This is a genomic window from Streptomyces sp. NPDC107517, assembly GCF_055582645.1.
The window spans coordinates 261728-283827 of sequence record NZ_JBVJPM010000009.1 but is presented as its reverse complement, the minus strand read 5'-3'; the positions used below and the strand labels follow the sequence as shown (position 1 = coordinate 283827).

Annotated in this window: 19 protein-coding genes and 1 pseudogene; 8 read left to right on the top strand and 12 right to left on the bottom strand. The window is 70.9% G+C overall.

Annotation, left to right across the window (positions count from 1 at the left end; all coding sequences use genetic code 11):
• The first annotated feature begins 28 nt into the window (after positions 1-28).
• Positions 29-706 carry an AIM24 family protein gene (locus ACZ67T_RS22495; protein WP_469986307.1) on the top strand — a complete coding sequence of 226 codons (678 nt, stop codon included), beginning with the start codon at positions 29-31 and terminating at the stop codon, positions 704-706.
• A 52-nt stretch (positions 707-758) separates the two neighbouring features.
• Here ACZ67T_RS22495 and ACZ67T_RS22490 read toward each other — a convergent pair whose 3' ends face one another.
• Together ACZ67T_RS22490 and tnpA are read right to left on the bottom strand one after the other, a co-directional pair.
• Positions 759-1286, bottom strand: coding sequence for a GNAT family N-acetyltransferase (locus ACZ67T_RS22490; RefSeq protein ID WP_469986305.1), 528 nt, complete (start codon positions 1284-1286; stop codon positions 759-761).
• 191 nt (positions 1287-1477) lie between these two features.
• A pseudogene (gene tnpA / locus ACZ67T_RS22485) lies at positions 1478-1890 on the bottom strand (IS200/IS605 family transposase); the annotation flags it as partial.
• 25 nt (positions 1891-1915) lie between these two features.
• On the opposite strand from tnpA, the gene ACZ67T_RS22480 reads away from it, so the two are divergent.
• Positions 1916-3142 (top strand): RNA-guided endonuclease InsQ/TnpB family protein, encoded by a 1227-nt coding sequence (locus ACZ67T_RS22480; protein WP_469986303.1) that lies wholly within the window; start codon positions 1916-1918, stop codon positions 3140-3142.
• Positions 3143-3155: 13 nt separating this feature from the next.
• On the opposite strand, the gene ACZ67T_RS22475 is transcribed toward ACZ67T_RS22480, so the two are convergent.
• Entirely contained in the window at positions 3156-5291 is a 2136-nt protein-coding gene (locus ACZ67T_RS22475; protein ID WP_469986301.1) for an NEW3 domain-containing protein, read from the bottom strand.
• A 416-nt stretch (positions 5292-5707) separates the two neighbouring features.
• Between ACZ67T_RS22475 and ACZ67T_RS22470 the strand changes: the two genes are divergently transcribed.
• Both ACZ67T_RS22470 and ACZ67T_RS22465 read left to right on the top strand, forming a co-directional pair.
• Positions 5708-7186, top strand: a complete 1479-nt coding sequence (locus tag ACZ67T_RS22470; RefSeq protein WP_469986299.1) for an esterase — start codon at positions 5708-5710, stop codon at positions 7184-7186.
• A 242-nt stretch (positions 7187-7428) separates the two neighbouring features.
• Complete coding sequence (locus ACZ67T_RS22465; RefSeq protein ID WP_469986298.1) at positions 7429-8475, top strand: tetratricopeptide repeat protein; 1047 nt, start codon at positions 7429-7431, stop codon at positions 8473-8475.
• A 9-nt stretch (positions 8476-8484) separates the two neighbouring features.
• Here ACZ67T_RS22465 and ACZ67T_RS22460 read toward each other — a convergent pair whose 3' ends face one another.
• The 3 genes from ACZ67T_RS22460 to ACZ67T_RS22450 form a co-directional block, all read right to left on the bottom strand.
• Entirely contained in the window at positions 8485-8871 is a 387-nt protein-coding gene (locus tag ACZ67T_RS22460; protein ID WP_469986296.1) for a PPOX class F420-dependent oxidoreductase, read from the bottom strand.
• A 723-nt stretch (positions 8872-9594) separates the two neighbouring features.
• Positions 9595-11688, bottom strand: coding sequence for an NAD-dependent DNA ligase LigA (ligA, locus tag ACZ67T_RS22455; protein ID WP_469986295.1), 2094 nt, complete (start codon positions 11686-11688; stop codon positions 9595-9597).
• 72 nt (positions 11689-11760) lie between these two features.
• Positions 11761-12240, bottom strand: coding sequence for a DUF4188 domain-containing protein (locus tag ACZ67T_RS22450; protein WP_469986293.1), 480 nt, complete (start codon positions 12238-12240; stop codon positions 11761-11763).
• A 107-nt stretch (positions 12241-12347) separates the two neighbouring features.
• Here ACZ67T_RS22450 and ACZ67T_RS22445 point away from each other — a divergent pair, with 107 nt between their 5' ends.
• Positions 12348-12989 (top strand): MerR family transcriptional regulator, encoded by a 642-nt coding sequence (locus ACZ67T_RS22445; protein ID WP_469986291.1) that lies wholly within the window; start codon positions 12348-12350, stop codon positions 12987-12989.
• Between the two features lie 354 nt (positions 12990-13343).
• On the opposite strand, the gene ACZ67T_RS22440 is transcribed toward ACZ67T_RS22445, so the two are convergent.
• Positions 13344-13751, bottom strand: coding sequence for a TSUP family transporter (locus tag ACZ67T_RS22440; RefSeq protein WP_469986289.1), 408 nt, complete (start codon positions 13749-13751; stop codon positions 13344-13346).
• Positions 13752-13801: 50 nt separating this feature from the next.
• Here ACZ67T_RS22440 and ACZ67T_RS22435 point away from each other — a divergent pair, with 50 nt between their 5' ends.
• Complete coding sequence (locus ACZ67T_RS22435) at positions 13802-15061, top strand: hypothetical protein (RefSeq protein WP_469986287.1); 1260 nt, start codon at positions 13802-13804, stop codon at positions 15059-15061.
• A gap of 53 nt (positions 15062-15114) precedes the next feature.
• Here ACZ67T_RS22435 and ACZ67T_RS22430 read toward each other — a convergent pair whose 3' ends face one another.
• Together ACZ67T_RS22430 and ACZ67T_RS22425 are read right to left on the bottom strand one after the other, a co-directional pair.
• Positions 15115-16155, bottom strand: a complete 1041-nt coding sequence (locus tag ACZ67T_RS22430; protein WP_469986286.1) for a hypothetical protein — start codon at positions 16153-16155, stop codon at positions 15115-15117.
• A gap of 111 nt (positions 16156-16266) precedes the next feature.
• On the bottom strand, positions 16267-17178 hold the full coding sequence (locus tag ACZ67T_RS22425) for a D-2-hydroxyacid dehydrogenase family protein (protein ID WP_469986422.1): 912 nt from the start codon (positions 17176-17178) through the stop codon (positions 16267-16269).
• 243 nt (positions 17179-17421) lie between these two features.
• Here ACZ67T_RS22425 and ACZ67T_RS22420 point away from each other — a divergent pair, with 243 nt between their 5' ends.
• Positions 17422-18234, top strand: coding sequence for an endo alpha-1,4 polygalactosaminidase (locus ACZ67T_RS22420; RefSeq protein ID WP_469986285.1), 813 nt, complete (start codon positions 17422-17424; stop codon positions 18232-18234).
• Here ACZ67T_RS22420 and ACZ67T_RS22415 read toward each other — a convergent pair.
• The 3 genes from ACZ67T_RS22415 to ACZ67T_RS22405 form a co-directional block, all read right to left on the bottom strand.
• Positions 18213-19031: a 4'-phosphopantetheinyl transferase family protein gene (locus tag ACZ67T_RS22415; protein ID WP_469986284.1), complete on the bottom strand. Its 819-nt coding sequence runs from the start codon at positions 19029-19031 to the stop codon at positions 18213-18215. The two genes, ACZ67T_RS22420 and ACZ67T_RS22415, sit on opposite strands and share 22 nt — an antisense overlap.
• 51 nt (positions 19032-19082) lie before the next feature.
• Positions 19083-19787 (bottom strand): ribonuclease H family protein, encoded by a 705-nt coding sequence (locus ACZ67T_RS22410; RefSeq protein ID WP_469986283.1) that lies wholly within the window; start codon positions 19785-19787, stop codon positions 19083-19085.
• Positions 19788-19863: 76 nt separating this feature from the next.
• Positions 19864-20466, bottom strand: coding sequence for a TetR/AcrR family transcriptional regulator (locus tag ACZ67T_RS22405; RefSeq protein ID WP_329566156.1), 603 nt, complete (start codon positions 20464-20466; stop codon positions 19864-19866).
• 150 nt (positions 20467-20616) lie between these two features.
• Here ACZ67T_RS22405 and ACZ67T_RS22400 point away from each other — a divergent pair, with 150 nt between their 5' ends.
• Entirely contained in the window at positions 20617-22068 is a 1452-nt protein-coding gene (locus ACZ67T_RS22400) for a purine-cytosine permease family protein (RefSeq protein ID WP_469986282.1), read from the top strand.
• Positions 22069-22100 lie beyond the last annotated feature (32 nt).

Below are 22100 nucleotides of genomic sequence, written 5' to 3'. Positions count from 1 at the left end.
ACCGGTCCGTCCGCGACAGGATGCCCGCATGAAGGGTGATCTCTTTTCCAGCGAGCACGTCGTACAGCCCGCCTCCGCGCCGGGAATGACCGCACAGAACGCCAAGTCGATCCGCTGTGCCGTCGACGGCGACATGATGGCCCGCCAGGGCGCGATGATCGCCTACCGCGGGAACCTGCAGTTCGAGCGCAAGGGCCAGGGCATGGGCGGCATGCTCAAGCGCGCGGTCACGGGCGAGGGCCTGCCCCTGATGACGGTACGTGGACAGGGCGAGGCCTGGTTCGCGCACGAGGCACAGAACTGTTTCATCGTCGACGTCGAAGCGGGCGAGGCCCTGACGGTCAACGGGCGCAACGTCCTGTGCTTCGACTCCACGCTGTCGTACGAGATCAAGACCGTGAAGGGCGCGGGCATATCCGGCGGAGGGCTGTTCAACAGCGTCTTCACCGGGCAGGGCCGGCTGGGGCTCGTCTGCGAGGGCAACCCGCTGGTCATCCCGGTCTCGCCGCAGCAGCCGGTGTTCGTCGACACGGACGCGGTCGTGGGCTGGACCGCCCATCTGCACACCTCGCTGCACCGGTCGCAGTCCATCGGGTCGATGATCCGCGGCGGTTCGGGCGAGGCCGTCCAGCTGAAGCTGGAGGGTGAGGGGTACGTCATCGTGCGTCCCAGCGAGGCGACTCCGCAGAAGGCCCAGCAGCACTGACGCGCACGGCCCCCGTCGCTCCGAGGTGGCGGCCCCGAGATCCGGCCGGCCGTCACCCCAGGGTGCGCTGCCACCGGATCTCGCCGTCGTGCATCCGGTCCGTGGGCGCCAGTCCGCAGGCCTTGGCGACGGCCGCCGACGCGGCGTGGTCCGGGTGGATGTGCGCGACGACGGTGTGCACGGGCCGCTGCCCGAGCCAGTCGACCAGTGCGCGCGCCGCCTCCGTGGCGAGGCCCCGGCCCTGCCACGGCACGCCGACGACCCAGGCGATCTCGGCTTGGAGCCCGTCGTCGCCGGGGCCGACCGTGGCCTGGACCGTCCCGGCCAGAGTCCCTTCCTCCCTGACCCGGAGCACCCAGTTGCACCACGAGACGGCCGGGTCCGGGGAGCCCGCGATCAGGCGCCCGTAGCGTTCACGCAGCTCCGGCGGTGCCAGCGGTGCCCCGCCGATGAAGGTGTGCAGAGCCGGGTCGCCGAGCACCGCGGCCATCTCGTCGGCGAATTCTGCCTGGAGCGGAAGGAGTTCGAGCCTTCCGGTCGCGATGACCGTCGCCGTGAGGGGCTCGAGGAGTCTGTCCATCGCGTCACCGTACGTCCACGCCGGTGCGCCGGATACCGCCACCACAGCATCCGGCGCACCGGCCCGCCCGGGCTCTACCTTTGATCTTGGCCAGCGCTCCGTGTTCACGCCGGGGGTGAAGGCCATCTCAGAAATGCTCTGACCCGGACCGGAGCACGGGGCAGCACTGTTTGCCTCAGCCCACGGGGCGCTTGGTTCTCTATGTACTGCTTCACGACGGTCGGGGGCGCCCCGTGCAGCTTCCGGCGAAGTACGAGCCAGACCAGAAGTGTCCGCCCCACAGGTACCGGCGGACGTGCGTGTCGTACTCCTTGCGCAGCAGCCGGGCGGATACGCCCTTCAGGGAGTTGACCAGCTTGGAGAGCTGCACCTTGGGCGGGTCGTGCACGAGCAGGTGCACGTGGCCCTCCTCGCCGTTGAACTGCTTCAGCTCGGCCCCGAAGTCCGCGCACACCTCCCGCGTGATCTCTTCGCACCGCGTCAGCATGGCGTCGGTCATGGTCTTGCGCCGGTACTTCGTGAGGATGACCAAGTGAACGTGCAGGTTATGGATGACGTGACGACCGGTGCATACATCAGGGTTCGGGTTCCAGCGTGGTGACATGAACCACGTTTGTATGGTGGTCGTTATGCAGCTCAGGTACGGGTTCCGCCTGTACCCGAACGGTTCTCAGCGCTCGGCGCTGGCCAGGGCGTTCGGGTGCGCTCGGGTGGTCTTCAACGACGCGCTTCGCGTCCGTGAGGACGCCCGCGCCGCCGGGCTGCCGTTCGTCGCCTTGGGCGATCTGTCCAAGCGGCTCACTTCCGCGAAGAAGACGACGGAGCGTGCTTGGCTGACTGAGGTGTCCTCGGTGGTCCTCCAGCAGTCCCTTCGGGACCTGGACACCGCGTACCGGAACTTTTTCGACGGCCTCAAGGGCAAGCGCCCGAAGATGGGGCCGCCCCGCTTCAAGTCCAAGACGGACACCCGGCAGGCGATCCGCTTCACCGCCAACGCTGGCTGGAAGATCACCCCCGGTGGCAAGCTCCGGCTTCCCAAAGTCGGCGACGTGGCCATGAAGTGGTCCCGCACCCTGCCGTCCACCCCCACCACCGTGACCGTGATCAAGGACAGCGCGGGAAGGTACTTCGCGTCGTTCGTCGTGCAGACCGGCGTGGACGAAGTCCTGCCGCCCACCTCGCCCGAGGTCGCAATAGACCTCGGTCTGGGGCACTTCGCCGTTCTGTCGGACGGCCGGAAGATCGACAGTCCGCGCTTTTTGCGCCGGGCTGAGAAGCAACTCAAGAAGGCTCAGCGCTCCCTGTCCCGCAAGGACAAAGGGAGCGCCAACCGGGACAAGGCCCGGCTTCGCGTCGCACGCGCTCATGCGCGGGTGGCCGATGCGCGCCGCGAGTTCCACCACCAGCTCTCCACCAAGCTGATCCGCGAAAACCAAGCCATCGCGGTGGAAGACCTGGCGGTCAAGGCACTCGCCCGTACACGCCTGGCCAAGTCCGTGCGCGACGCCGGATGGTCACAGTTCGTGACCATGCTGGAGTACAAGGCCAGCCGGTACGGGCGCACCTTCGTGCGTATCGGCCGGTTCGAGCCGACCTCCCAGGTCTGCTCGGCCTGCGGCATCAAGGACGGCCCCAAGCCCCTCCAGGTCCGAGAGTGGACCTGTGGAGCCTGCGGGGCCGTCCTGGACCGAGACATCAACGCGGCGGTCAACGTCGCGAAGGCGGCCGGACTGGCCGTGTCAGCCTGTGGAGCGCAGGTAAGACCGGGACTCGTCCCGGCGCAGCGCGATGAAGCAGGAACCCACCCGAAGCCGCGCCCGACAACAGCGCGACAGTCGGGAATCGCCCTCCTTTAGGCGGGCGAGGATGTCAATGAACCGTGATCGCGAACACGTGGATCGCGTCCGCGTCAGGCAGGGTGACCGTGCGGATCGTCTTGCCCGCGGTGAGCGGGACCGAGTTGCCGAACAGCTTGTAGCCGGTGCCGAAGTTGGCGGGGCCGGTCGGAGTGTTGCGGTGGTCGGACGTGGCGACCGTCGTCGCGCCGTACTCCGTGTCCGCCGTGCAGCACCAGTTGGGGAAGCCGAGACTGCCCGTGCTCGTGGTGCCGTCGGTGTACGTGACCTTGACCTGGCCCGAGGTGAAGCCGGCCTCCGCCCCGAGGAACCAGAGCTTGGAGCCGCTGCCGGTGAGGGTGATCGACTGACCGGCGAGTTCGACGTTGTTCGGGGTGCCCGGCTTGGCGGCCGGGAACGTCCAGGTCACGCCGTCCTTGCTGACCTTCGCGCCGGGGGTGACCCCGGCCGCGGCGAGGGCCTGCGCCGAATAGCTGTCGCCACCTCCGTCGAAGTTCCCGGTCGTGTAGTTGCCCTCGGCGGGCGGCGCCGCCTCGTTGGTCACGCCGACGTTGTTGAAGGCGGCGTCCAGGCTGGGGTACGGCACTTCGGTGACGATCGAGGCGCGTCCCGCCACGGAACCCTCGCCGGCGCCACCCGCTCGATAGCGGGCGGTCGCGGTCAGGGTCGTGACGGTGGTGCCGGGCTCGGCGTCGGGGCCCTTCGCGGTGATGGTCACGGCGGCCGAGCCGCCCGGCCTGACGTTGCCCAGGGACACGTTCGACGTGCTGAGGCGCCAGCCTTCCGGGGCGCCGATACGCAGTTGGGCGCCGGTGAGTCCGGTCGGGCCGTGGTCCGTGAGCGCGACTTTCCAGGTGGAGGTGGTGCCTTCGCCGCCGGTCCGTGTCCAGGTGATCGCGGTCGCGGGCTGCGCGCGGTGGGCGGTGCCCGCGTGGACGCGGTAGAGCACGGTCGCGTGGGCTGGCACGTTCGCGGCAATCGTCCCGGTGGTCTGCGTGGTCCGCTTCGACCAGAGGTCCTTGAGGAGGTACGAGGATCCGGCGGGCAGCCCGGCCTTGGTGGCCGTCGTCGTGATGGTCCGCGCCTCGTCGGACGAGTTGAACAGAGCCACGGCCCGGTCGCCGTTCGCGAGCGGCTTGGACAGGACGTCGTAGCCGTCGCCCTGCTGGACGATGCGGCCCTGGAGGCCCTTGGCGTCCTGGTCGACGGCAATGACGTCCTTGTTGCCGAGCACGGCGAGTGCCTCGGGCGAGGCTTTCGTCAGGTCGGTGCTGGAGATGAGCGGGGCGGCCATCACGGACCACAGCGACATCTGGCTGCGGATCTCGTCGCCGGTGAGCCGGGACTGGCCGGCGAGCAGGAAGTCGGGGTCGTTCCAGCGGCCCGGGCTCTGCAGGTCCGCCAGCGGCACGTTGTAGGCGTAGTTGTACTTGATGGAGGCCCACTTGCCGCGCGCGGACGACGACTCCATGGCGACGTCGGCGCCCTCCCGCCACAGGTTGCCGACCTCGGCCGACCAGGAGATGACGTGGTGCCAGTCCTTCTCGCCCTCGAAGTAGGCTGGCGCGGAGACGGAATAGACGATGGGCCGGCCGGTGTCGAGGAGCGCCTGGCTCATGTCGCCGTAGAGCTTGTGGTAGGCGTCGTCCGCGCTCTGGCCCGTGGGAACGGGCACATTGCACCCGTCCAGCTTCAGATAGTCGACCTTCCACTCGGCGAAGAGGTCGGCGTCCTGCTTCATGTGCCCGTACGAGCCGGGGTAGCCGCCGCAGGTGGCCGTGCCGGCGTCCTCGTAGATGCCGAACTTCAGTCCCATCGCATGCAGTTGCTCGCCGACGTAGGCCATGCCGTGCGGGAAGCGCGTGGGGTCGGGGACGAGATTTCCGTCGGCGGCGCGGGTGTGCGTCATCCAGCAGTCGTCGGTGGTGACGGTGTCGTAGCCCTTGGCCGCCAGGCCGGAGGAGACGAGTGCGCGGGCATTGGCGAGGACGGTTTCCTCGCTGATGTCGCAGCCGTAGTAGGACCAGTTGTTCCAGCCCATGGGCGGGGTCGGGGCGAGGTTGGGGTACGGGGTGACGGCCGCGGCGGCGGATGCGGCGGACGGCCCCGCGAGGCCACCGAGCGCGAGTGCCGTGGCGGTGGCGGCCACGGACAGGGCGCGAAGATTGCGGGCCCGGCCGCGGCGCGAGGGCGGCGGGGAGGTGCGGCGCCGTGCGGATCTGTGCTCTCTGTGAGCTCTCCCGGACAAGGGATCTCCCGTCTACGAGCGTCTACGTGCGCGCCGGGGATGACGCGACGGGGACACCGTGCCGAGCGAAGCTCGTTCCTGCAAGATGTATCGCGATTTCTTGCACAAACAATCAACCGGTGGGATGCTTCGGCGCCGTGTGTACCAATTGACCCTCTCCGTTTGCCAGTTGATACCCGGGACATCGGTGAACCGCGGGCAAACTCCCGTACAACCCTTCCCCCTCATGCACTGTCAAACAGGGCGCCGGAAAAGGAACGGGCCCTTTCCGGACACCCCCCGCGCTGCCCGGCCGTCCTTTTCATCAGGAGCCGCTCGTGCGCAAGAACCGTTCCGCCGCCCTGGCCGCGGCGTCATTCCTCCTTCTGTCCGGTGCGGCCATCGCCACCGCCCCCTCCGCCTACGCCGGAACCCCCGGAGGCACGCACGCCGACGACCGCAACAGCGATTTCAACGGGGACGGTTACGAGGACGTCCTCGTCGGTGCGCCCGGCGCGACCGTCAGCGGGAAGAAGGGCGCCGGCCTCGTCACCGTGCAGTACGGGTCGTCGAGAGGCATCGGGACCACCAATGTCGCCCGCTTCAGCCAGTCCACCTCCGGTGTGGCCGGCGCCGCCGAGACCGGTGACGCGTTCGGGAAGGCCGTGGCCACGGGCGACCTGGACGGGGACGGCTACGACGACGCGATCGTCGGCATCCCGGGCGAGGACATCGGCACGACCACGGACGCGGGCGGAGTGGCGATCCTCTGGGGCTCCAAGGCCGGTCTCACCGGCGCCGCCAGCGACTGGCTGGAGACCCAGGAACCCACCGCCGGCGCAAAGTTCGGCACGGGCGTCACGGCGGCGCACTTCACGAACGACACGCCGGGCGACGTCCTCGCCGTCCTCGACCGCGATGACGTGGAGCTCTTCGCCTACGACTCCGCGCCCCAGCCCGCGTCGAAGGCGCCACTGGAGCGCCGCTCCACGAGCAGCCTGTCCAAAGCCGCCGACGAGCGCGACATCGCGCCCATGTCACTGACCACGGGGGACTACGACAACAACGGCTTCGCGGACCTCGTCGTCTCGGGCGTGACGACGGGCTCCGAGCCGGGACACGGCTGGTCGGCGTACCTGCCCGGGCACGCCGACGGCCTCACCTTCGGGGGCGATCTGCGCGGCGGACCCGTGGCGGCCTCGGGCGACATCAACGGCGACGGATACGACGACCTGGTGACCGGTGAGCCCAACTCCCCCGACGACGGGGGTGCTTCGATGACGGGCGGGCTGGTCGGCGTGCGCCTCGGCGGGCCCGAGGGACCGTCGTCCGACGTGCAGTGGTGGACGCAGGACTCCGCGGGCGTGCCCGGCGTCGCCGAGCGCGGCGACGGCTGGGGCACGGACCTGTCCGTCGCGGACACGAACGGGGACGGGTACGCCGACGTGGCGATCGGCGCGGCCGGCGAGGACATCGGCACGGTCGCCGACGCGGGCGCCGCGTGGGTCCTGCGCGGAGCCTCGACGGGTCTGACCGCGACCGGAGCGCAGTCCTGGGACCAGAACTCGGCGAACGTGCCGGGCGCACCCGAGAAGGGCGACAAGTGGGGCGGCCAGGTCCGCCTCACCGACCCGAACCGTGACGGCCGCTTCGGCCTGCTCGCCGCGGCGCCGGGCGAGAACACCAACGACGGTGTCGTCTGGGTGTTCTCGGCGGGTTCCGGCGGCGTCACGGCCTCCGGCTCATGGACCTACGGCGCGGGCTCCCTCGGAGCACCGTCCGCGGACGCGATGTTCGGCGTGGCGATCGACGAGTAAGGCGGCCGACGCGTAGGACCCGCACGGAATGTCCAAGCCAGGCCGCCCGCCTCCCCACCCCCTCGGAGACGGGCGGCCTTCCGTACTTCCCGTACGTCCATGTGATGACCGGCCGACGTCGGGTAGCACTCGAGTCGTACGGCACAACACATACGTGGACGGATCCGCCGGGACCCTCACCGCTCGTACGTTCTTGATCAGAACGCAGCGGCACGACGGGACCGGCGAAGGGACACGGCTACATGTACGGCAAGGCATTCGCCCCTGAGTATCAGGGCGAGTTGAACACGGCCCTGGGGGTGAACTCCTCCTACGAGGATGTGCGCGCGGCGGCGGGCCGGTCCCTCGACACGGCGGCCGTCCCCCTGGAACGGGCACGCGCCGCACTGGCGCTCGCCGAGGCGAACCGGCGGCTCGGCCGCGTCCGTGAGGCGGGCGACGCGTGGCGGGGCAGCTATCGCAGCGCGCGCGCCGCCGGGCACACGGGGGCGATGGCCTGGGCGCTGTGGAGCGGCGGCACACTCGCCCGCCAGTGCGGCTCGTTGCGCCTGGCCCGGCGTCTTCTCGGACACGCCGTCACCCTGGCCGCCCTCAGCGACGACCGGCTCGCCCACGGCTACGCGCTCGCGGGCCTGGCTGAAACGGGACGTATCCAGGGCGACTACGCGGCGGTCACCGCCCTCCACGAGGAGCTGCTCGAACAGGGCCGCGCCCACGGCGAGCCGCGGCACATGGTCTGGGCGATGTCCGGCATCGCGCAGATGCACCGCAACACCGGTGACCACGCCAAGGCCCTGGAACTGTTCGAGGAGTCGGTCCGGGTGGCCACCGAGGCGGACGACGCGCGGGGCCGCGCGTGGTCGCTGCGCGGAGTGGCCGATGTGCTGTCCGTCCGGGGCGAACCCGATCGGGCGTTGTCCCTGCTCTCGGAGGCCGAGGGAATCTGCCGGGCGATGGATCTGGCGAGCGCGCTCGCGTACAACCACAAGATGCGCGCCAACGTCCTTTACCGGGACGGGCGTTATGAGGCAGCCCGGGACGCCTACGCGGCGACGCTCGCCGAGTTCCGCCGGCTGCACGAGCCGCGCGGTGTCGCGCTGTGCCGGCTGGGGCTGGTCAAGTCGCTCGCCCGGCTGGGCCGGCACCGGCGTGACACGCTCGCCGAACTCGACGTTCTCGAGGCCGACTTCACGCGGATCGGGCTGCGGCACGCGCGGGAGATGGTGGTCGCGTTCCGCGCGGAGACGGCTCAAGGGGCCCTTCGGCCCGGGCACCGTGAAGCGGCCTGACCGCCTCGGTCACTCGTCGAGCGTGATGCGGATGCCCACGGTGCCGTCGAGGCCGCGGCGCAGGCGGCTGCCGAACAGCGTCAGCTTGCCGAGCAGGCCGTACTTGCTCCCGATCAGGTTGCGATAGCGGGCCGTCACCTCGGGGGAGCAGATCTCCGCCGTGGCGGGCGACTGGTCGCCGGTCGGGTTGCCGCGCGCGTCGCACGGCCCCACCAGGACGTCCGCGCGATTGCGGATCCGCTTGACCTTCCACGAGTCGGCGGAGGTCCAGGCGCCGAGCGCGGACCCGTCCCTGACCACCCAGACGGGGGTGGCCACCGGGGTCCCGTTCTTCCGGAAGCTGGTGACCAGCAAGTACTTCCCGGCGCCGAGCCGCGCGAGCCGCGTGGTGTCCATGGCTCGAGTCTACGGCTCCCGGTGGGCGGCTGTCGGGGCCCTGTCACGTCCGCCACTCCGGGTGGGGACGCTGCAACAAATTGTGAAGAAGGTGAAGCTTTCTCTGCATCCCGGTGATCCGCGCGTCCGAGCCCGGCCCGGCCCGCGACGATGATCACGCCGCGTGCCTCCTCATGGCATCCAGATCGGGGTGCGCAGGGCCAGGAGACTCCAGAAGCGCCGACGCCTTCGGCGCTTCTGGAGTCACGCGGGCCGCACCGGCGCGGGGCCGGAGCGGGATCAGCGAAGCGCTGCCGTCAAGAAGGTGCTGAGCGACAGCGTGAGCCCCACGACTGCCATCAAGAGAGTGCCGTACTCACGCCAGGCGCGGGGCCGGCGCTCCACCTGAGGCCGATGCCCACCGCGGTGCGGGCCGGCTGGATCGACGGGGACCTGCTGTCGGTGCGAATGGATCACGCAGGATCAACTCCCTTGCCGGGCAGCACGATGCGCCCGAGATCAGCCACGCAGGACGACTCGGTGGCGGATTCGCATCCTCCGCGGCTCCCGCAGGGAGACGTTGTCCCGCCCCCGTCCCCCGCTGCCAAGTGTCCTCCCGCAGGGCCTGTGACGGCCCTTGCCTGCTGTGCGACGCATGGTCGAGCACCTCGTCGGCGGACCCGCCCAGAGCACCGTTTCCGGCAGAACGGTCCTCTGCGCAGCCTCTCCACGGACGGCGTCACATCACTCCAGGAGGTCCGCGACGAGTTCGGCGAACTCGTCCGGCGTGGCGAGGCGGATGCCCAGGTCCTCGGCCTTGGCCCGCTTGGAACCCGCGCCCTCACCGGCGACCACGAGCGAGGTGCGCTTGGAGACGCTGGAGGAGGACTTGCCGCCGGCCCGCTCGATGAGTTCGTTCATCTGGTTGCGGCTGAGCTTCTCCAGGGGGCCGGTCATGGCCCCCGTGACGACGACGGTCAGGCCGTCGAGCGGTCCTGCGGCGGTCGCCGGCTCGCTCGCTCCGTCCGTATCGGCCTCGTCCTCGGGGGCAGGCGGGGTGGCGCCGGGTTCGGTCATGTTCACCCCCGCTGCGGCCAACCGGTCGATGAGCGGGGCGAGTTCGGCCAACTCGGAGACGATCACCGGGGCCTTCTCGGCGCCGATGCCCTCGACCCGCTGCATCGCCTCGGCGTCCGCGGCGCGAATGTGGTCCATCGTGGCGAAGTGCCGGGCGATACGGCGGGACATGGACCGTCCGGTGCCCCGCACCCCGAGGGCGCACAGCACCCGGGACAGCGGCTGGGCCTTGGCGGCCTCGATCGCGGCGAGAAGGTTGTCCGTACTGGTCTCCCCCATCCGATCGAGCACCAGGAGCCCGTCACGGGTGAGCGCGAACAGATCGGCGAGGTCGGCGACCAGGCCCGCGTCGACGAGCTGGACGACGCGGGTGGCGCCGAGGCCCTCGATGTCGAGCTGGTCGCGGCCCGCCGCGTAGGAGAGCGATGCCACCAGGTGACAGTTCCGCCCCCGCTCGCATCGCCAGCGCTGCTCGCTCGTGTCGATGCCGGAGCCGCACTGCGGGCATACGTCGGGGAAGGCGATCGGCTGTTCGTCGCCGGTGCGCAGATGGGCGACGGGCGCTTCGATGCGGGGGATGATGTCGCCCGCCTTGTAGACCATCACCTGGTCGCCGAGCCGCAGGTCGCGGCGGGTGATGTCGGCCGGGTTGTGCAGCGTGGCGTACGTGACCGTGCTGCCGTCGATGTCGACGGGTTCGAGGACGGCGCGCGGGGCGATGACGCCCGTGCGGCCGACGTTCCACTCGACTCCCAGGAGGCGGGTGATCTTCTCGACCGCCGGCAGCTTGAAGGCGATGGCCCAGCGCGGGGCGCGCGTGCCCGATCCGGCGGCCGCTTGGTCGGCGGCGAGATCCGCCTTGACGACGATCCCGTCGATGCCGAACGGCAGCTCGGCGCGCAGGCCCGCGATGTGCTCGACCCGCGCGAGCACCTCCTCGACGGTGTCGACGGTGAGTCCCGAAACAGACGTCGTGGCCGGTGTGTTGACGCCGAGCGCGGCCGTGCGGTCCATCAGTTCGCCGTGGGCCAGGGAGCGCAGCGCGTCCGTGTGCTCGGCCGACGTGTCCGGCAGGGGCAGCAGGCCGTACGCGAAGAACGTCATCGGCACCGTGTAGGCGCGCTCCTTGGCCCTGAGCGTGCCCGCCGCGGCGTTCCTCGGGTTGGCGAAGGGGGCGCCGCCGTGCTCCGTACGCACCCCGTTCGCGTGCTCGAACTGGTCGAGGGTCATGAGGACTTCGCCCCGGACCTCGACCGTGTGCGGCTCGGTGAGACGGTCGGGCAGGCCCTCGATGGTGCCGATCGCGTGCGAGACGTCCTCCCCGGCCGTCCCGTCGCCCCGGGTGATCAGTCTCGTGAGGCGGCCCTCGTGGTAACGCGCTGCGATGGCCAGGCCGTCCAGCTTGGGCTGGACGTTCCACCGGGTCACGTCGTGGCCGATCCTGCGGGCCACCGAAACGGTCCAGGTGGTGAACTGCTCACCGTCGAAGACGTTGTCCAGGCTCAGCATCGGGACCGTGTGCGGCACGTCCCCCTCGACGGCACCGCCCGCGACCTTCCCGGTCGGCGACTGCGGCAGCACCTCGTCGGGGTGGTCCGCCTCGTACGCGGCGACGGCCCGGACGAGCCGGTCGTACGCGTCGTCGTCGAGGGCGGACGTACCGCCCGTGTAATAGGCGCCCGCCGCCAGGGACGCGTCCGTGACGGCCTGGGCATAGGCAGCGGCATCGGCCAGGACGAACTCACCAGAAGTCGTTGTCATGCTGCCATCGTGCCTGGTGGCACTGACAATCGGCCGGAGGCGACGGCGGTGCCCGGGATCACGGGCTCCCGCTCACACCCGCAGCCGGTCCTGCGCCTGCACCCCGTCCCCGAGGCCCGCGACTCCGAACGCCTTGCCGAGTCCTTCGGCCGGCATGTCGCCGTAGATCGTCTCGTAGGAGCCCTCGGGCACGACGTACGTCTCGTGCCAGATCCCGACGTTCGTCCCGCCCTTGCGTGCGTACCGGTTCATCCGCGCCCACCACGGGTGATGGCGCTTGTCCGGGGCCGCGGCGTAGGCGAGCAGCTTCTCCTTCGACTCCCAGTACTGGACGACCACGTAGGTGCGCGGCGAGCCCGTGAGGAGGATGTGATGCAGGAGGCCCAGAGAGCGGTCGCGGTTCAGCTCCTTGAGCATCATGGGCATCGCGATGAACACCGGCAGCCAGCGGTGTACCGCCCAGAAGTGGTTGATGCGCATGCCGATGAGGAAGACCACCACATCCCCCTGTGCGCCCGCGGTCATCCGTCCGGCATGTGTCTTCGTGCCCATGTCGCCCCCGATTCAGCCGTGTTGGAGAGTCCTGGAGGTTGTGGAGAGTGCCATTACCCAGGCACCCATGCTTGGATAGTGGCACTGTCCAAGGAAGGCTGCAAGAGATGCGACTCGCGGAACTCAGCGAGCTGAGCGGGGTCTCCATCCCCACCATCAAGTACTACCTGCGGGAGCAACTCCTGCCCCCTGGGCGGCGGATCACGGCCACACAGGCCGAGTACGAGGACTCCCATCTGCGCCGGCTTCGTCTCGTTCGGGCACTGATCCAGGTCGGCCGGGTGCCGGTGGCGACCGCTCGCGAGGTGCTCGCGGCGGTGGACGACGACTCGCTGAGCCGGACGATCCGCCTGGGCGCGGCTCTGTGGGCGCTACCGCAGGCGCCGGAGACGCCCGAGGACGACCCGGCGACGGTCGAGGCGGCGTCGGCCGTCGACCGGCTCCTCGAGGAACTCGGCTGGGACACCGCGCGCGAGATCGGCAGCCTCTCCCCCTCGTACCGCACCCTCGTCACGACGGTCGCCACGCTCAACCGACTCGGCTACACCTGCGGGACGCCCGAACTCACCCCGTACGCACGGCACATGGAGCGGGTCGCCGAGCACGACATCGACCGGCTCGACACCTTCTCGGAGGAGGTGGAGAAGGTCGAGATCGCGGTCGCGGCGGCGATTCTCTACGAGCCGGTCCTGCTCACGCTGCGCAGGCTGGCCCAGGAGGAGCAGTCGGCGCGCCGGTTCGGGCTGTGACGGCTACGCGGACAGCGGGGCCACGGGGAGTGTGACCCCGCACGCCGGCACGCGCCGCCTCATGCCGACGGGTCGAACCCCGTAGCCATCCGGGCGTACCCGTGCGGCATGGCGATCACCTGCGATCACCTCGGTACGTGTGCGGCGGCCTGTTCCCGCCGCGACCTCATCGGGGCGGAACTCCCCGTCCAGGAGGCACCCTTCAACCACCAGGAGGGCGGCCCCGGACCTCAGTGGTGGAAGCCGGGGATCAGGAGTGGAACGCGAGATACGGGGCCAGCGCCAGGAGTGTTCCTACGAGCGCGTACTTGAGGCGGCGCGCCGGGACCGCGTGGGCGATCTTCCATCCCACGATCACGCCGGCCAGCTCCGGTACTCCGACCAGCGCGGCGAGCCCCCAGTCGACGGACCGTGCAGCACATATCCGGCCGTGCCGATCGCCGCGATCACCACGGACTGCGCCTGCGCCGCGGCCCGCGCGGAGAGCACTGGGAGTCCGCAGACGACCAGGAGCGGCACGCTCAGCATCGGACCACCCAGGCCGAAGAGCCCGGCCGCAACTGCAACTCCGAAGCCCACCGAGGCAATCCGCGTCAGCGGCACGCCGACCGGCCCGCTCCCCGCGACCCGCGCACGGCGCTCGCGGACCCACACCAGGACACCTGTCACCGTCACGGCGCACGCGAGCAGCATCCCGAACCCCCGTCCCGAGACCAGGGCGTTGAGCACGACACCGAGCGGTGTGCCGACGAGTGCGGCCACGACGCTCCCCCGCCGACGCCCCGGCACCCACCGGTCGTTACTCTGCCCGGATGCGCGATGGGGGAAGCGACGGCAGCGCCGTGAGCGAGAAGGACAGCAAGGGGCATGACGAGCACGGCGACGCGACACCGGAGAACGGCGCCGGTGCCACCGCGCTGCGGCGCCTGACCGGCCCGTTGCGTGCTCACCGGCTGTTGGCCTCGGCGGTGGCGGTCGCAGTCGTCGCCGCCGTCGTCGTGCCGCTGGTCCTCGCCGGATCCGGTGCCGACGCCGCACCCTGTACCGCGGTGTCCGACACGACACGTGCCCTCGCAGGCGATCCCGCCGCCGCGACGAAGGCGCTGGACCCCGGTGACGACATGGCCCGTATAGGCGGTGCGAAGAGGCTGCTTGCGCACGACGGGTTCTGCGGGGACGGAGCCCGCGTCCTCGGGCGGGTCATCGACGCGGGTACCCGCGCGTCCGGGCCCGGAAAGCCGCACACCTTGGCGCAGGCCCGCAGCGCTTACGCGGTGGCCTCCGTCGTCCACGACCGCGAGATCCCGACGGGCCTTGCGCCCTCGGTGGCGCGGATGATCGCCGAGTACGAGGTGGACGCCCTCCGCGACGACGATTTCGGTGGGTTCCGGGCGGACGAGGCGTCCGGACCCGCCGTTCCACCCTCCGAAGCCACCCTCGACGACCACGGCTGGGTGTGGCTGGGCCGCTTCCTCTCGCCCGGCGAGGCGCACGCCACCTTCGAGTACGGGGACAGGTACGCGGACGCGACCGCGGACATCCCCGATCTGGTCGCCGAACTCGCCAAGAACCCCGAGGCGTTCGCCATCCTCTACGGCGCGCACCGCGCCCAGCTCGCGCACTACCTGGAGCGGCTGACCCGCCAGGGCGGCGACCCCTCGTACCGCCCCGGAGACCAGGACGGGACCCCCACCACCTGGCCCGACAACGATCTCCAGGACCTGGCCGACCACATCGGCACCCTCATGGCGCTGCGGTCCGGCTACGCGAAGGACGGCACGATCCAGGACGTCGCGGCGTTCGACGCGTCGGTACGCGAGCACAGCCGCGGCACCTTCCGGCCCGCGTCGCACCGGCTCACGACCCGCCCGCCGATGGGCGACATCGCCGACCGGCCGACGTCGGGACCTCTGCGCGGGGACGTGATGGACGGCCGGCGCCAGATGTTCACGGTGCTCGACAGGTGGGCGAAAGAGCGTGGCGTGCCTTCCGAACGAGCGGGGGCCATGCGGCAGTTGATGGACGACTTCTATGTACGGGCCCTGTGGATGGTCTCCGTCGAGCGCTTCTGACAGGAGCTCCGCGTCGCTCCGGCTCGCACGAGCCGAGGCTGCGTCGCCGTCGCTCAGAAGAACCGCAGTCCGGCGCAGCCGCGCCGTCGCACCTGGTCCTCGGCGAACGCCCTGAGCAGTCGTCGCCGTTCCGCTCCGTCGACGCCGGGGGTGTCCTTCGTCGCGTCGAGCGCGAAGTTGGCCGCCTCGCCGTCGCAGCGGGCCGTGGCGGTCAGGGGTCGGCGTTCGCCGTTGTCGTCCGATGCCGTGAGGCGGTTGCTCCAGTCCCCGTACCAGGCGCCGAACGTCATGCCGGCCTGGTCCGCTCCGTCGCGCTGTTCCATGCGCAGTTCGCAGACGCTCGTGGGCGCCGTGTCGTTCGCCTCTGCCGCGAGGCGCCATCCCCCGCCCTTCGCGAGACCGGCTCGGGCCACCCAGTCGCACCCGGTGCCTTCTGCCTTCGCCGGGGACACGGCTCGCCGCCATCGCTCCTCGGTGCCGAACCCGGTCGTCCTGTGCGGCACCTTGAGGGGGCGGGCGCCGCAACTGAGTTTTTTCGAGGCGAAGTTGGCCAGGGCCACCGTCGTACGGTAGACGGCCCCGAGAGCACTCCGGTCGACGTCCCGGAACGCCCCGACGCGGACGAGCATCTTCCGCTGCCGGCCCTCGGTGTCCTTGCCCAGCGCCGGACACTGCGTCACGATCCGTACGATCCCGGCGTCGTCGACGGTTCCAGGGAGCCCGCCCGGCAGCACGGCGTTCGGCGTGAAGCCACCCTCCGGGAAAGCCCTCATGAACTCCCGGTCCTGGTCGTCGCGGCCGGTGTACGCCGACATGGCGACCAGCGTCACGCCCTCCGAGTGGTCCCCGTCGAAGGCGAGGCTGCACCCGTAGAAGCCGAGTTCCGGAATCCGGCGCGACTCCTCCTTCGTGAACTGTGCGTCATCAGGCGTCAGTTGTGCGACGGAGTCGCGGGGCAGGGCGCCGCCGCAGGCGCGTCCGACGAGCCACCAGTCCTGCGCGTACGGCTCGGCGATGTATCCGCCCAGGCCGACGACGGCCGCCGCCGCCACCGCCACCTTGATCCAGCGCCGCATCGCCCCTGCCCCCGTCACCGCCGAAACCGTGCGGCCCCCGTGGCCTCACACGTACCGCCGGACCCTACCCGCCCCGCCTGTTCGCCCCGCGCCCGGGCTGAGCCGCCCCCGAGCCGCCCCTCTCCCGGCTCAGGCCGTGATCGTGCGGACCGGGCTCCCCGCCAGGAACGCCTCGATGTCCTCGACCGCGCCCTCGAAGTAGCCCTCGTAGTTGCGGCGGGTGACATAGCCGAGGTGCGGCAGGCCGAGGAAGTTCGGGGCGGTGCGCAGGGGGTGGTCGGCCGGGAGCGGTTCCGTCTCGAAGACGTCGGCGCCCGCGCCCGCGATCCGGCCCTCGTGCAGCGCGCGCACCATGGCGTCCTGGTCGACGATCGCGGCGCGCGAGGTGTTGACCAGGTAGGCGGTGGGGCGCATGCGCTTGAATTCGTCCGCGCCGATCAGGCCGCGCGTGCGGTCACTGAGTACGAGGTGGACGGAGACGAAGTCGCTGCTCGCCAGGAGCTCCTCCTTGGAGGGCGCGAGGGTGACACCTGCCGCCGCGGCGCGCTCTTCGGTGAGGTTCTCGCTCCACGCGGCCACCTCCATACCGAAGGCCTGGCCGACACGGGCGACCTTGGTCCCGATCTTCCCGAGCCCCAGGAGGCCGAGGCGGCGTCCGTGCAGGTCGGCACCGAGCGTGCTCTGCCAGGGGCCCATGTCTCGCAGGGCGGTGCTCTCGCGCACCACGCTCCGGGCGAGGCCGAGGATGATCGCCCACGTCAGTTCGACGGGCGGCTCGGAGTTGCTGGCGGTGCCGCACACCGTGACGCCGTGCCGAGCCGCTGCGGCCAGGTCGATGGACGCGTTGCGCATCCCCGAGGTGATCAGGAGGCGCAGCTGCGGGAGGCGGGCGAAGAGGGTGTCCGTGAAGGGCGTGCGCTCCCTCATCGCGACCACGATCTCGCAGTCGCCGACCGCCGCGACGACGGCGTCCTCGGTCGGCAAGTGGCGTTGCAGGGACCGGACTTCGATGTCTGTCCCGACTCTGGTCCAGTCCGCCATGGACAAGGCCACGCCTTGGTAGTCGTCGAGCACGGCGCAGCGCAGTCTGGTCAACGCAACTCCCCTGAAAGATCCGGTACCGGAAACACTAATGGCTCCGCGGGGTGGCCGTGCGACGACCTGGGGCTGAGCACACCTGCACCTGCCGAGTCGACGCACGGACGCTTCGAGTGTGGACTCAGTGCTGCACCGCCCCCGGCTCACCTCTGAGGGCGATCCATGAACCTGATGATGGAATGCGGCATGGCGTCACGCACGAACGTACTCATCCATGTCCTGGTCGCCGCCCTGCTGTTCCCACTCGCCGTGGGGTGCTCGTCCGCCGACGCGAAGAGCGAGGGCCCACACTGGAGCCCGCCGCCCCGGCACGCGGGTTTCGACTACCAGATCGGTGGTGCCTATCCGCCCGCGAAGAGCGTCGGAGTCGTGAGCCGCGACCGGGCGGCCCGTCCCGCCCCCGGCCTGTACAACATTTGTTACGTCAACGCCTTCCAGGCCCAGCCCGACGAACAGGACGACTGGCCCGCCGACCTGCTGCTGCGCGACCGGAACGGACGTGTCGTGATCGACCGGGACTGGGACGAGCCGCTCCTGGACATCGGCACGCCGGACAAGCGTGAGCGGGTGGCCGCCCGCGTCCGCCCCTGGATCGACGGGTGCGCCGGCCACGGCTTCGACGCGGTCGAGCCGGACAACTACGACAGCTACACACGCTCCAAGGGCCTGCTGAGCGCCCACGACGCAAAGGCGTTCATGTCGTTGCTGGTGAGGCACGCACACCGGGCCGGGCTCGCCGTCGGCCAGAAGAACACGGCCGAACTGGCCCCCGACGGCCGCCGGTCGGGAGTCGACTTCGCCGTCGCCGAGGAATGCGGTGCCTACGACGAGTGCGGTGTGTACGCCAAGGCCTTCGACGACCGGGTCGTGGTGATCGAGTACACCGACACCGGCCTGCGCAAGGCATGCAGCGCATTCGGAAAGCGGTTGGACATCGTGCGCAGGGACCACGACGTGACGGCTGCCGGCAGCAACGGTTATGTGCGGCGCACCTGTTGAGAGGTGTGCGGGTACTCGTCGGGCAGGACACGCATGACGGGGAGCACGGTGTCCCGCAGGGCCACCGCGGCGGCGTGCGTGCCGCGCTGGGGTCCGAGGTCGAGCGAGCGCAGAGACCAGCCGGAAGGGTGGACGGCTCCGTGACGTGGACGGTCACCCACGTAGTCCGCGTCCAGTGCACGCCCCAGGCCGACGCCGACGCCCTTGAGGTAGGCCTCCTTGCGGGACCACACCCGGCAGAAGGCAGCGGCGCGCGACCCGGCAGGGAGCGCGGCGAGATCGGCGCGTTCCGCCGGGTGCAGCTCCTTCACCAGGTCGTCCACGGACCCGGGGTCCGGCACCCGCTCACCGTCCACGCCCACCGGGCTTCCCGCCACGCAGATCAGGACGAGCCCCTCGCAGTGCGAGAGGGAGAAGTGCAGCGGCGGGCGGGAGCCGAACAACGCCGGGCGGCCGTGCGGGCCACCGCACTGCGGACACGGCTCGCGTGTGAACCGGACACTCCCCGGCGAGGTCCCCAGACACGCGCCGAGAACCCGGCGCAGGGAGATGTGTGCGGCCAGGTACAGGTCGCGGTCCGGGTTCCGTACGAAGGCGGAGGCCCGGGCGCGCTCGTCGGCGTCGAGAGCGGAGTCGTCCAGCAGCGGGTACGGCTCCCCGTGTACCGGGGTCCTGAGCAGCCACAGGGACGGGCGACCGTCCCAGGGACCCGGAGCCGCCGGGACGGCGGGGTCGGGGGCGAGGTCCGGCTCGAAGGCGAGGTCCGGCTCACGCGCGAGGTCCGGTTCCGGGGTCACGCGGATCCCGCCCCCATCACGCCACCCGCCGGCTCCCACAGTCCGCCCGGCTCACTCCGCGGCACCCGCGCCCGCGCGGCATTCCGGGTGGCCCCAGCCCTTCGGGTTCTTGGCGATGGGCTCGCCGGCCGCGTAGGACCGGCCGCAGACGCAGCGGCCCGGGAACTTGGCGTTGAGCGTGCGCGACGAGGCCGTCTTCGATCGGGCCGGGCCCGCCTTGGGCTTCCTCTTCGACGGGCCGGCGACCGTGTCGGGTGACGGCGGGGGCTCCGGCGAGCCGTAGTCGGTGCCCGCGGGTTCCTGGACGACGGCGGCCTGGCTCGCGGCCCGGTCGGCGAAGTCGTTCAGCCGGTCGCCGTCGACCTGGTGCGCGGGCACGTACCGGAACTCGACGGCACGCCCTTCGAGCAGCGCGTCGATGCGGGTGACGAGCTCCTGGTTGGCGACCGGCTTGCCCGCAGCGGTCTTCCAGCCGTTGCGCTTCCAGCCGGGCAGCCACGTCGTGACCGCCTTCATCGCGTACTGGGAGTCCATCCGGACCTCCAGCCGCTCGGCCGGGTCCGTGGCGGCCAGGAGGCGCTCGAGGGCGGTGAGCTCCGCGACGTTGTTCGTCGCCGTGCCCAGCGCGCCCGCCTCCCAGCGAACCGGGGTCTCCCCGCCGTCGGCGATGACCCAGGCCCAGCCGGCGGGCCCTGGATTTCCTTTCGACGCCCCGTCACACGCGGCGATTACGCGATCTGCCATGACACCGATCATGCCAGTGCCGGCGGGCGGCGGACGCCGCACCCCGTCGCCCGGCCCCGGCACGCACGCGACCGCGCCCGCACCGGCCTCAGGCCCGCGCCACCAGCCGCTCGGCCGCCGAGCGCGCGGAGGCGAGCACCGCGGACCGCTCCGCGCCTCGCTGGCCGATCACGATGCGCGTGCTCAACCCGTCGAGCAGGGCGAGGAGTTGAGAGGCGCGCTCGGCGGTGTCGAGAGGGGCGAACCGCCCCTGCTTGACCCCCCGGTCCAGAAGGGTCTCGAGGTCCTCCTGCCAGCCCCTGTCCAGCTCGTCCTGGGCCTGGCGCAGCGCCTCGTCGGTGGAGGTGCGGGCCCACAGCTCGATCCACAGCGTCCACCGCGGGTCGCGCGGGCCGCGCGGCAGGTACAGCTCGACGAACTGGTCGAGCTTGCGCTCGGCGGTGACGCGCCGGGACAGCAGCGCCCTGCGTTCGTCGGCGAGGCCGCTCTCGCTCCAGCGCAGGGCTTCGAGGAGGAGGCGGTCCTTGCTGCCGAAGTAGTACAGGATGTGGCCGCCGCTGGTGCCCAGGCGCTTGCCGAGCGCCGACATCGTGAGCGATGCGAGGCCGTCCTCGGCGATGGCCGTCATCGCCTCCTCGAGCATTCGCTCCTGGGCGACCTGCCCGTCGCGCCGTCGCGCAGTAGCCGCCACAGCCGCGCCTCCCTGATCCGTGGTCCCGACACCCATGACCCTATCCGGCGATTTCGCGAGGGGTCTTGACGTACGGGGTGAGGAGGCGCATCTTGAATGCCGTTCAAGAAGTTAGAACGATATTCAAGAACAACATTCAAGGACGGCGGGATGACACAGCAGCACACCGAGGAGGCCGGACCCGCGGATGCCGGACCCGCGCAGGCCGGACCCGCGCAGGCCGGACCGGCGGTCGCCGCCACCGGTGACGAGGTCTTCCAGGTCGAGACCCACGGGATCGACCCCATCCCCGACGAGGAGCGGCACGGCGGCGCGAAGGATCTCTTCTGGCTCTGGTTCGGCTCGAACCTCACCTTCACGTACGTCATCAACGGCGCGCTCGCCGTGTCCTTCGGGCTCTCGTTCTGGCAGGCGACCGCGGCCGTCGTCATCGGAGGCCTGGCGTTCTTCGCGATCAGCGCCGCCGGACTGAGCGGGATCCGCACCGGCACCGCGACCCTGGTGATCTCCCGCGCGCCCTTCGGCGTCCGCGGGAACTGGCCCGCCGGCCTGCTCAACTGGATCGTCTCGATCGGCTACACGATCGTCAACACCGTGGTCGGCGCGCTCGCCCTCGAAGCGTTCTGCGGCGACCTCGGCTGGCACGGCTCGACCGCCCGCGCCTTCGCGCTGGCCGTCACGATGGTGCTCACCTTCGCCGTCGCCCTGTGGGGCCACGCCACCGTGCAGTTCGCCGAGCGCTGGATGGCGTACATCCTCGCCGTGGGGTTCGCCGCGCTCCTCGTCTTCCTGATCCCGGGCGCCGACACCGGCGCGTCGACCGGCGGCGTCCCCGGCGCCTCGGGGTGGAGCCTCGCGTTCGTCGTGATGCTGGCGGGCCCGTTCTCGTACGTCCCGATGCCCGCCGACTACACCCGCTACCTGCCGCGGACCACCTCACTCCGGTCGATCACCTGGAGCGGCGCGCTCGGGGGGCTCATCTCCTCGGTGGCGCTCGGTGTCGCGGGTGTCGCCGCCGCCACGCAGGCCGACATGTCGGACGCGGTGGCCGGCGCCGAGGGGCTGCTGCCGGGCTGGTTCCAGCCGCTCTTCCTCGCCCTGGTGCTCGGCGGCTCGGTCACCAACTCGATCATCACGCTGTACTCGTCGAGCCTGAACCTCCAGGTCCTCGGCATCCCGTGGAGCAGGTCCAAGGCGATCCTCATCAGCGCGGGCGTCACCGTGGTCGGCTCGCTCTACGCCCTGTTCCTCACGGACTTCACCGACTCGCTGCTGTCGTTCCTGTCCCTGCTGATCACCGTGTTCGCGCCGTGGGGCGGAGTGTTCCTCGCCGACATGGTCATGCGCCGCTGCCGGTACGACGCCACGTCCCTGCACACCGGCCGCGACGGCGCCTACTGGTACCGGGGCGGCTACCACCCGGCCGGGGTCGTCGCACTGCTCGCCGGCATCGTCTTCGCCTCGCTGACCTGCGACTCCGAACTCTGGACCGGCCCGCTGGTCGCCCCGCTCGGCGGCGCCGACCTGACGCTGCTCGGCTCGGCCGTCTCCGCCCTCGTGTACTGGGCGCTCGCCCGGCGAACCGTCACCCCCGCCGCGTAGACCTACTCCCGAACCACCCATACCAGAACAGG

What these genes read in the sequence shown, in the direction of transcription:
- ACZ67T_RS22495 (WP_469986307.1), top strand. Translation starts at nt 29, where the DNA reads ATGAAGGGTGATCTCTTTTCCAGCGAGCACGTCGTACAGCCCGCCTCC.
- ACZ67T_RS22490 (WP_469986305.1), bottom strand. Translation starts at nt 1,286, where the DNA reads ATGGACAGACTCCTCGAGCCCCTCACGGCGACGGTCATCGCGACCGGA.
- ACZ67T_RS22480 (WP_469986303.1), top strand. Translation starts at nt 1,916, where the DNA reads ATGCAGCTCAGGTACGGGTTCCGCCTGTACCCGAACGGTTCTCAGCGC.
- ACZ67T_RS22465 (WP_469986298.1), top strand. Translation starts at nt 7,429, where the DNA reads ATGTACGGCAAGGCATTCGCCCCTGAGTATCAGGGCGAGTTGAACACG.
- ACZ67T_RS22460 (WP_469986296.1), bottom strand. Translation starts at nt 8,871, where the DNA reads ATGGACACCACGCGGCTCGCGCGGCTCGGCGCCGGGAAGTACTTGCTG.
- ligA (WP_469986295.1), bottom strand. Translation starts at nt 11,688, where the DNA reads ATGACAACGACTTCTGGTGAGTTCGTCCTGGCCGATGCCGCTGCCTAT.
- ACZ67T_RS22450 (WP_469986293.1), bottom strand. Translation starts at nt 12,240, where the DNA reads ATGGGCACGAAGACACATGCCGGACGGATGACCGCGGGCGCACAGGGG.
- ACZ67T_RS22445 (WP_469986291.1), top strand. Translation starts at nt 12,348, where the DNA reads ATGCGACTCGCGGAACTCAGCGAGCTGAGCGGGGTCTCCATCCCCACC.
- ACZ67T_RS22435 (WP_469986287.1), top strand. Translation starts at nt 13,802, where the DNA reads ATGCGCGATGGGGGAAGCGACGGCAGCGCCGTGAGCGAGAAGGACAGC.
- ACZ67T_RS22425 (WP_469986422.1), bottom strand. Translation starts at nt 17,178, where the DNA reads ATGGCGGACTGGACCAGAGTCGGGACAGACATCGAAGTCCGGTCCCTG.
- ACZ67T_RS22420 (WP_469986285.1), top strand. Translation starts at nt 17,422, where the DNA reads ATGGCGTCACGCACGAACGTACTCATCCATGTCCTGGTCGCCGCCCTG.
- ACZ67T_RS22410 (WP_469986283.1), bottom strand. Translation starts at nt 19,787, where the DNA reads ATGATCGGTGTCATGGCAGATCGCGTAATCGCCGCGTGTGACGGGGCG.
- ACZ67T_RS22400 (WP_469986282.1), top strand. Translation starts at nt 20,617, where the DNA reads ATGACACAGCAGCACACCGAGGAGGCCGGACCCGCGGATGCCGGACCC.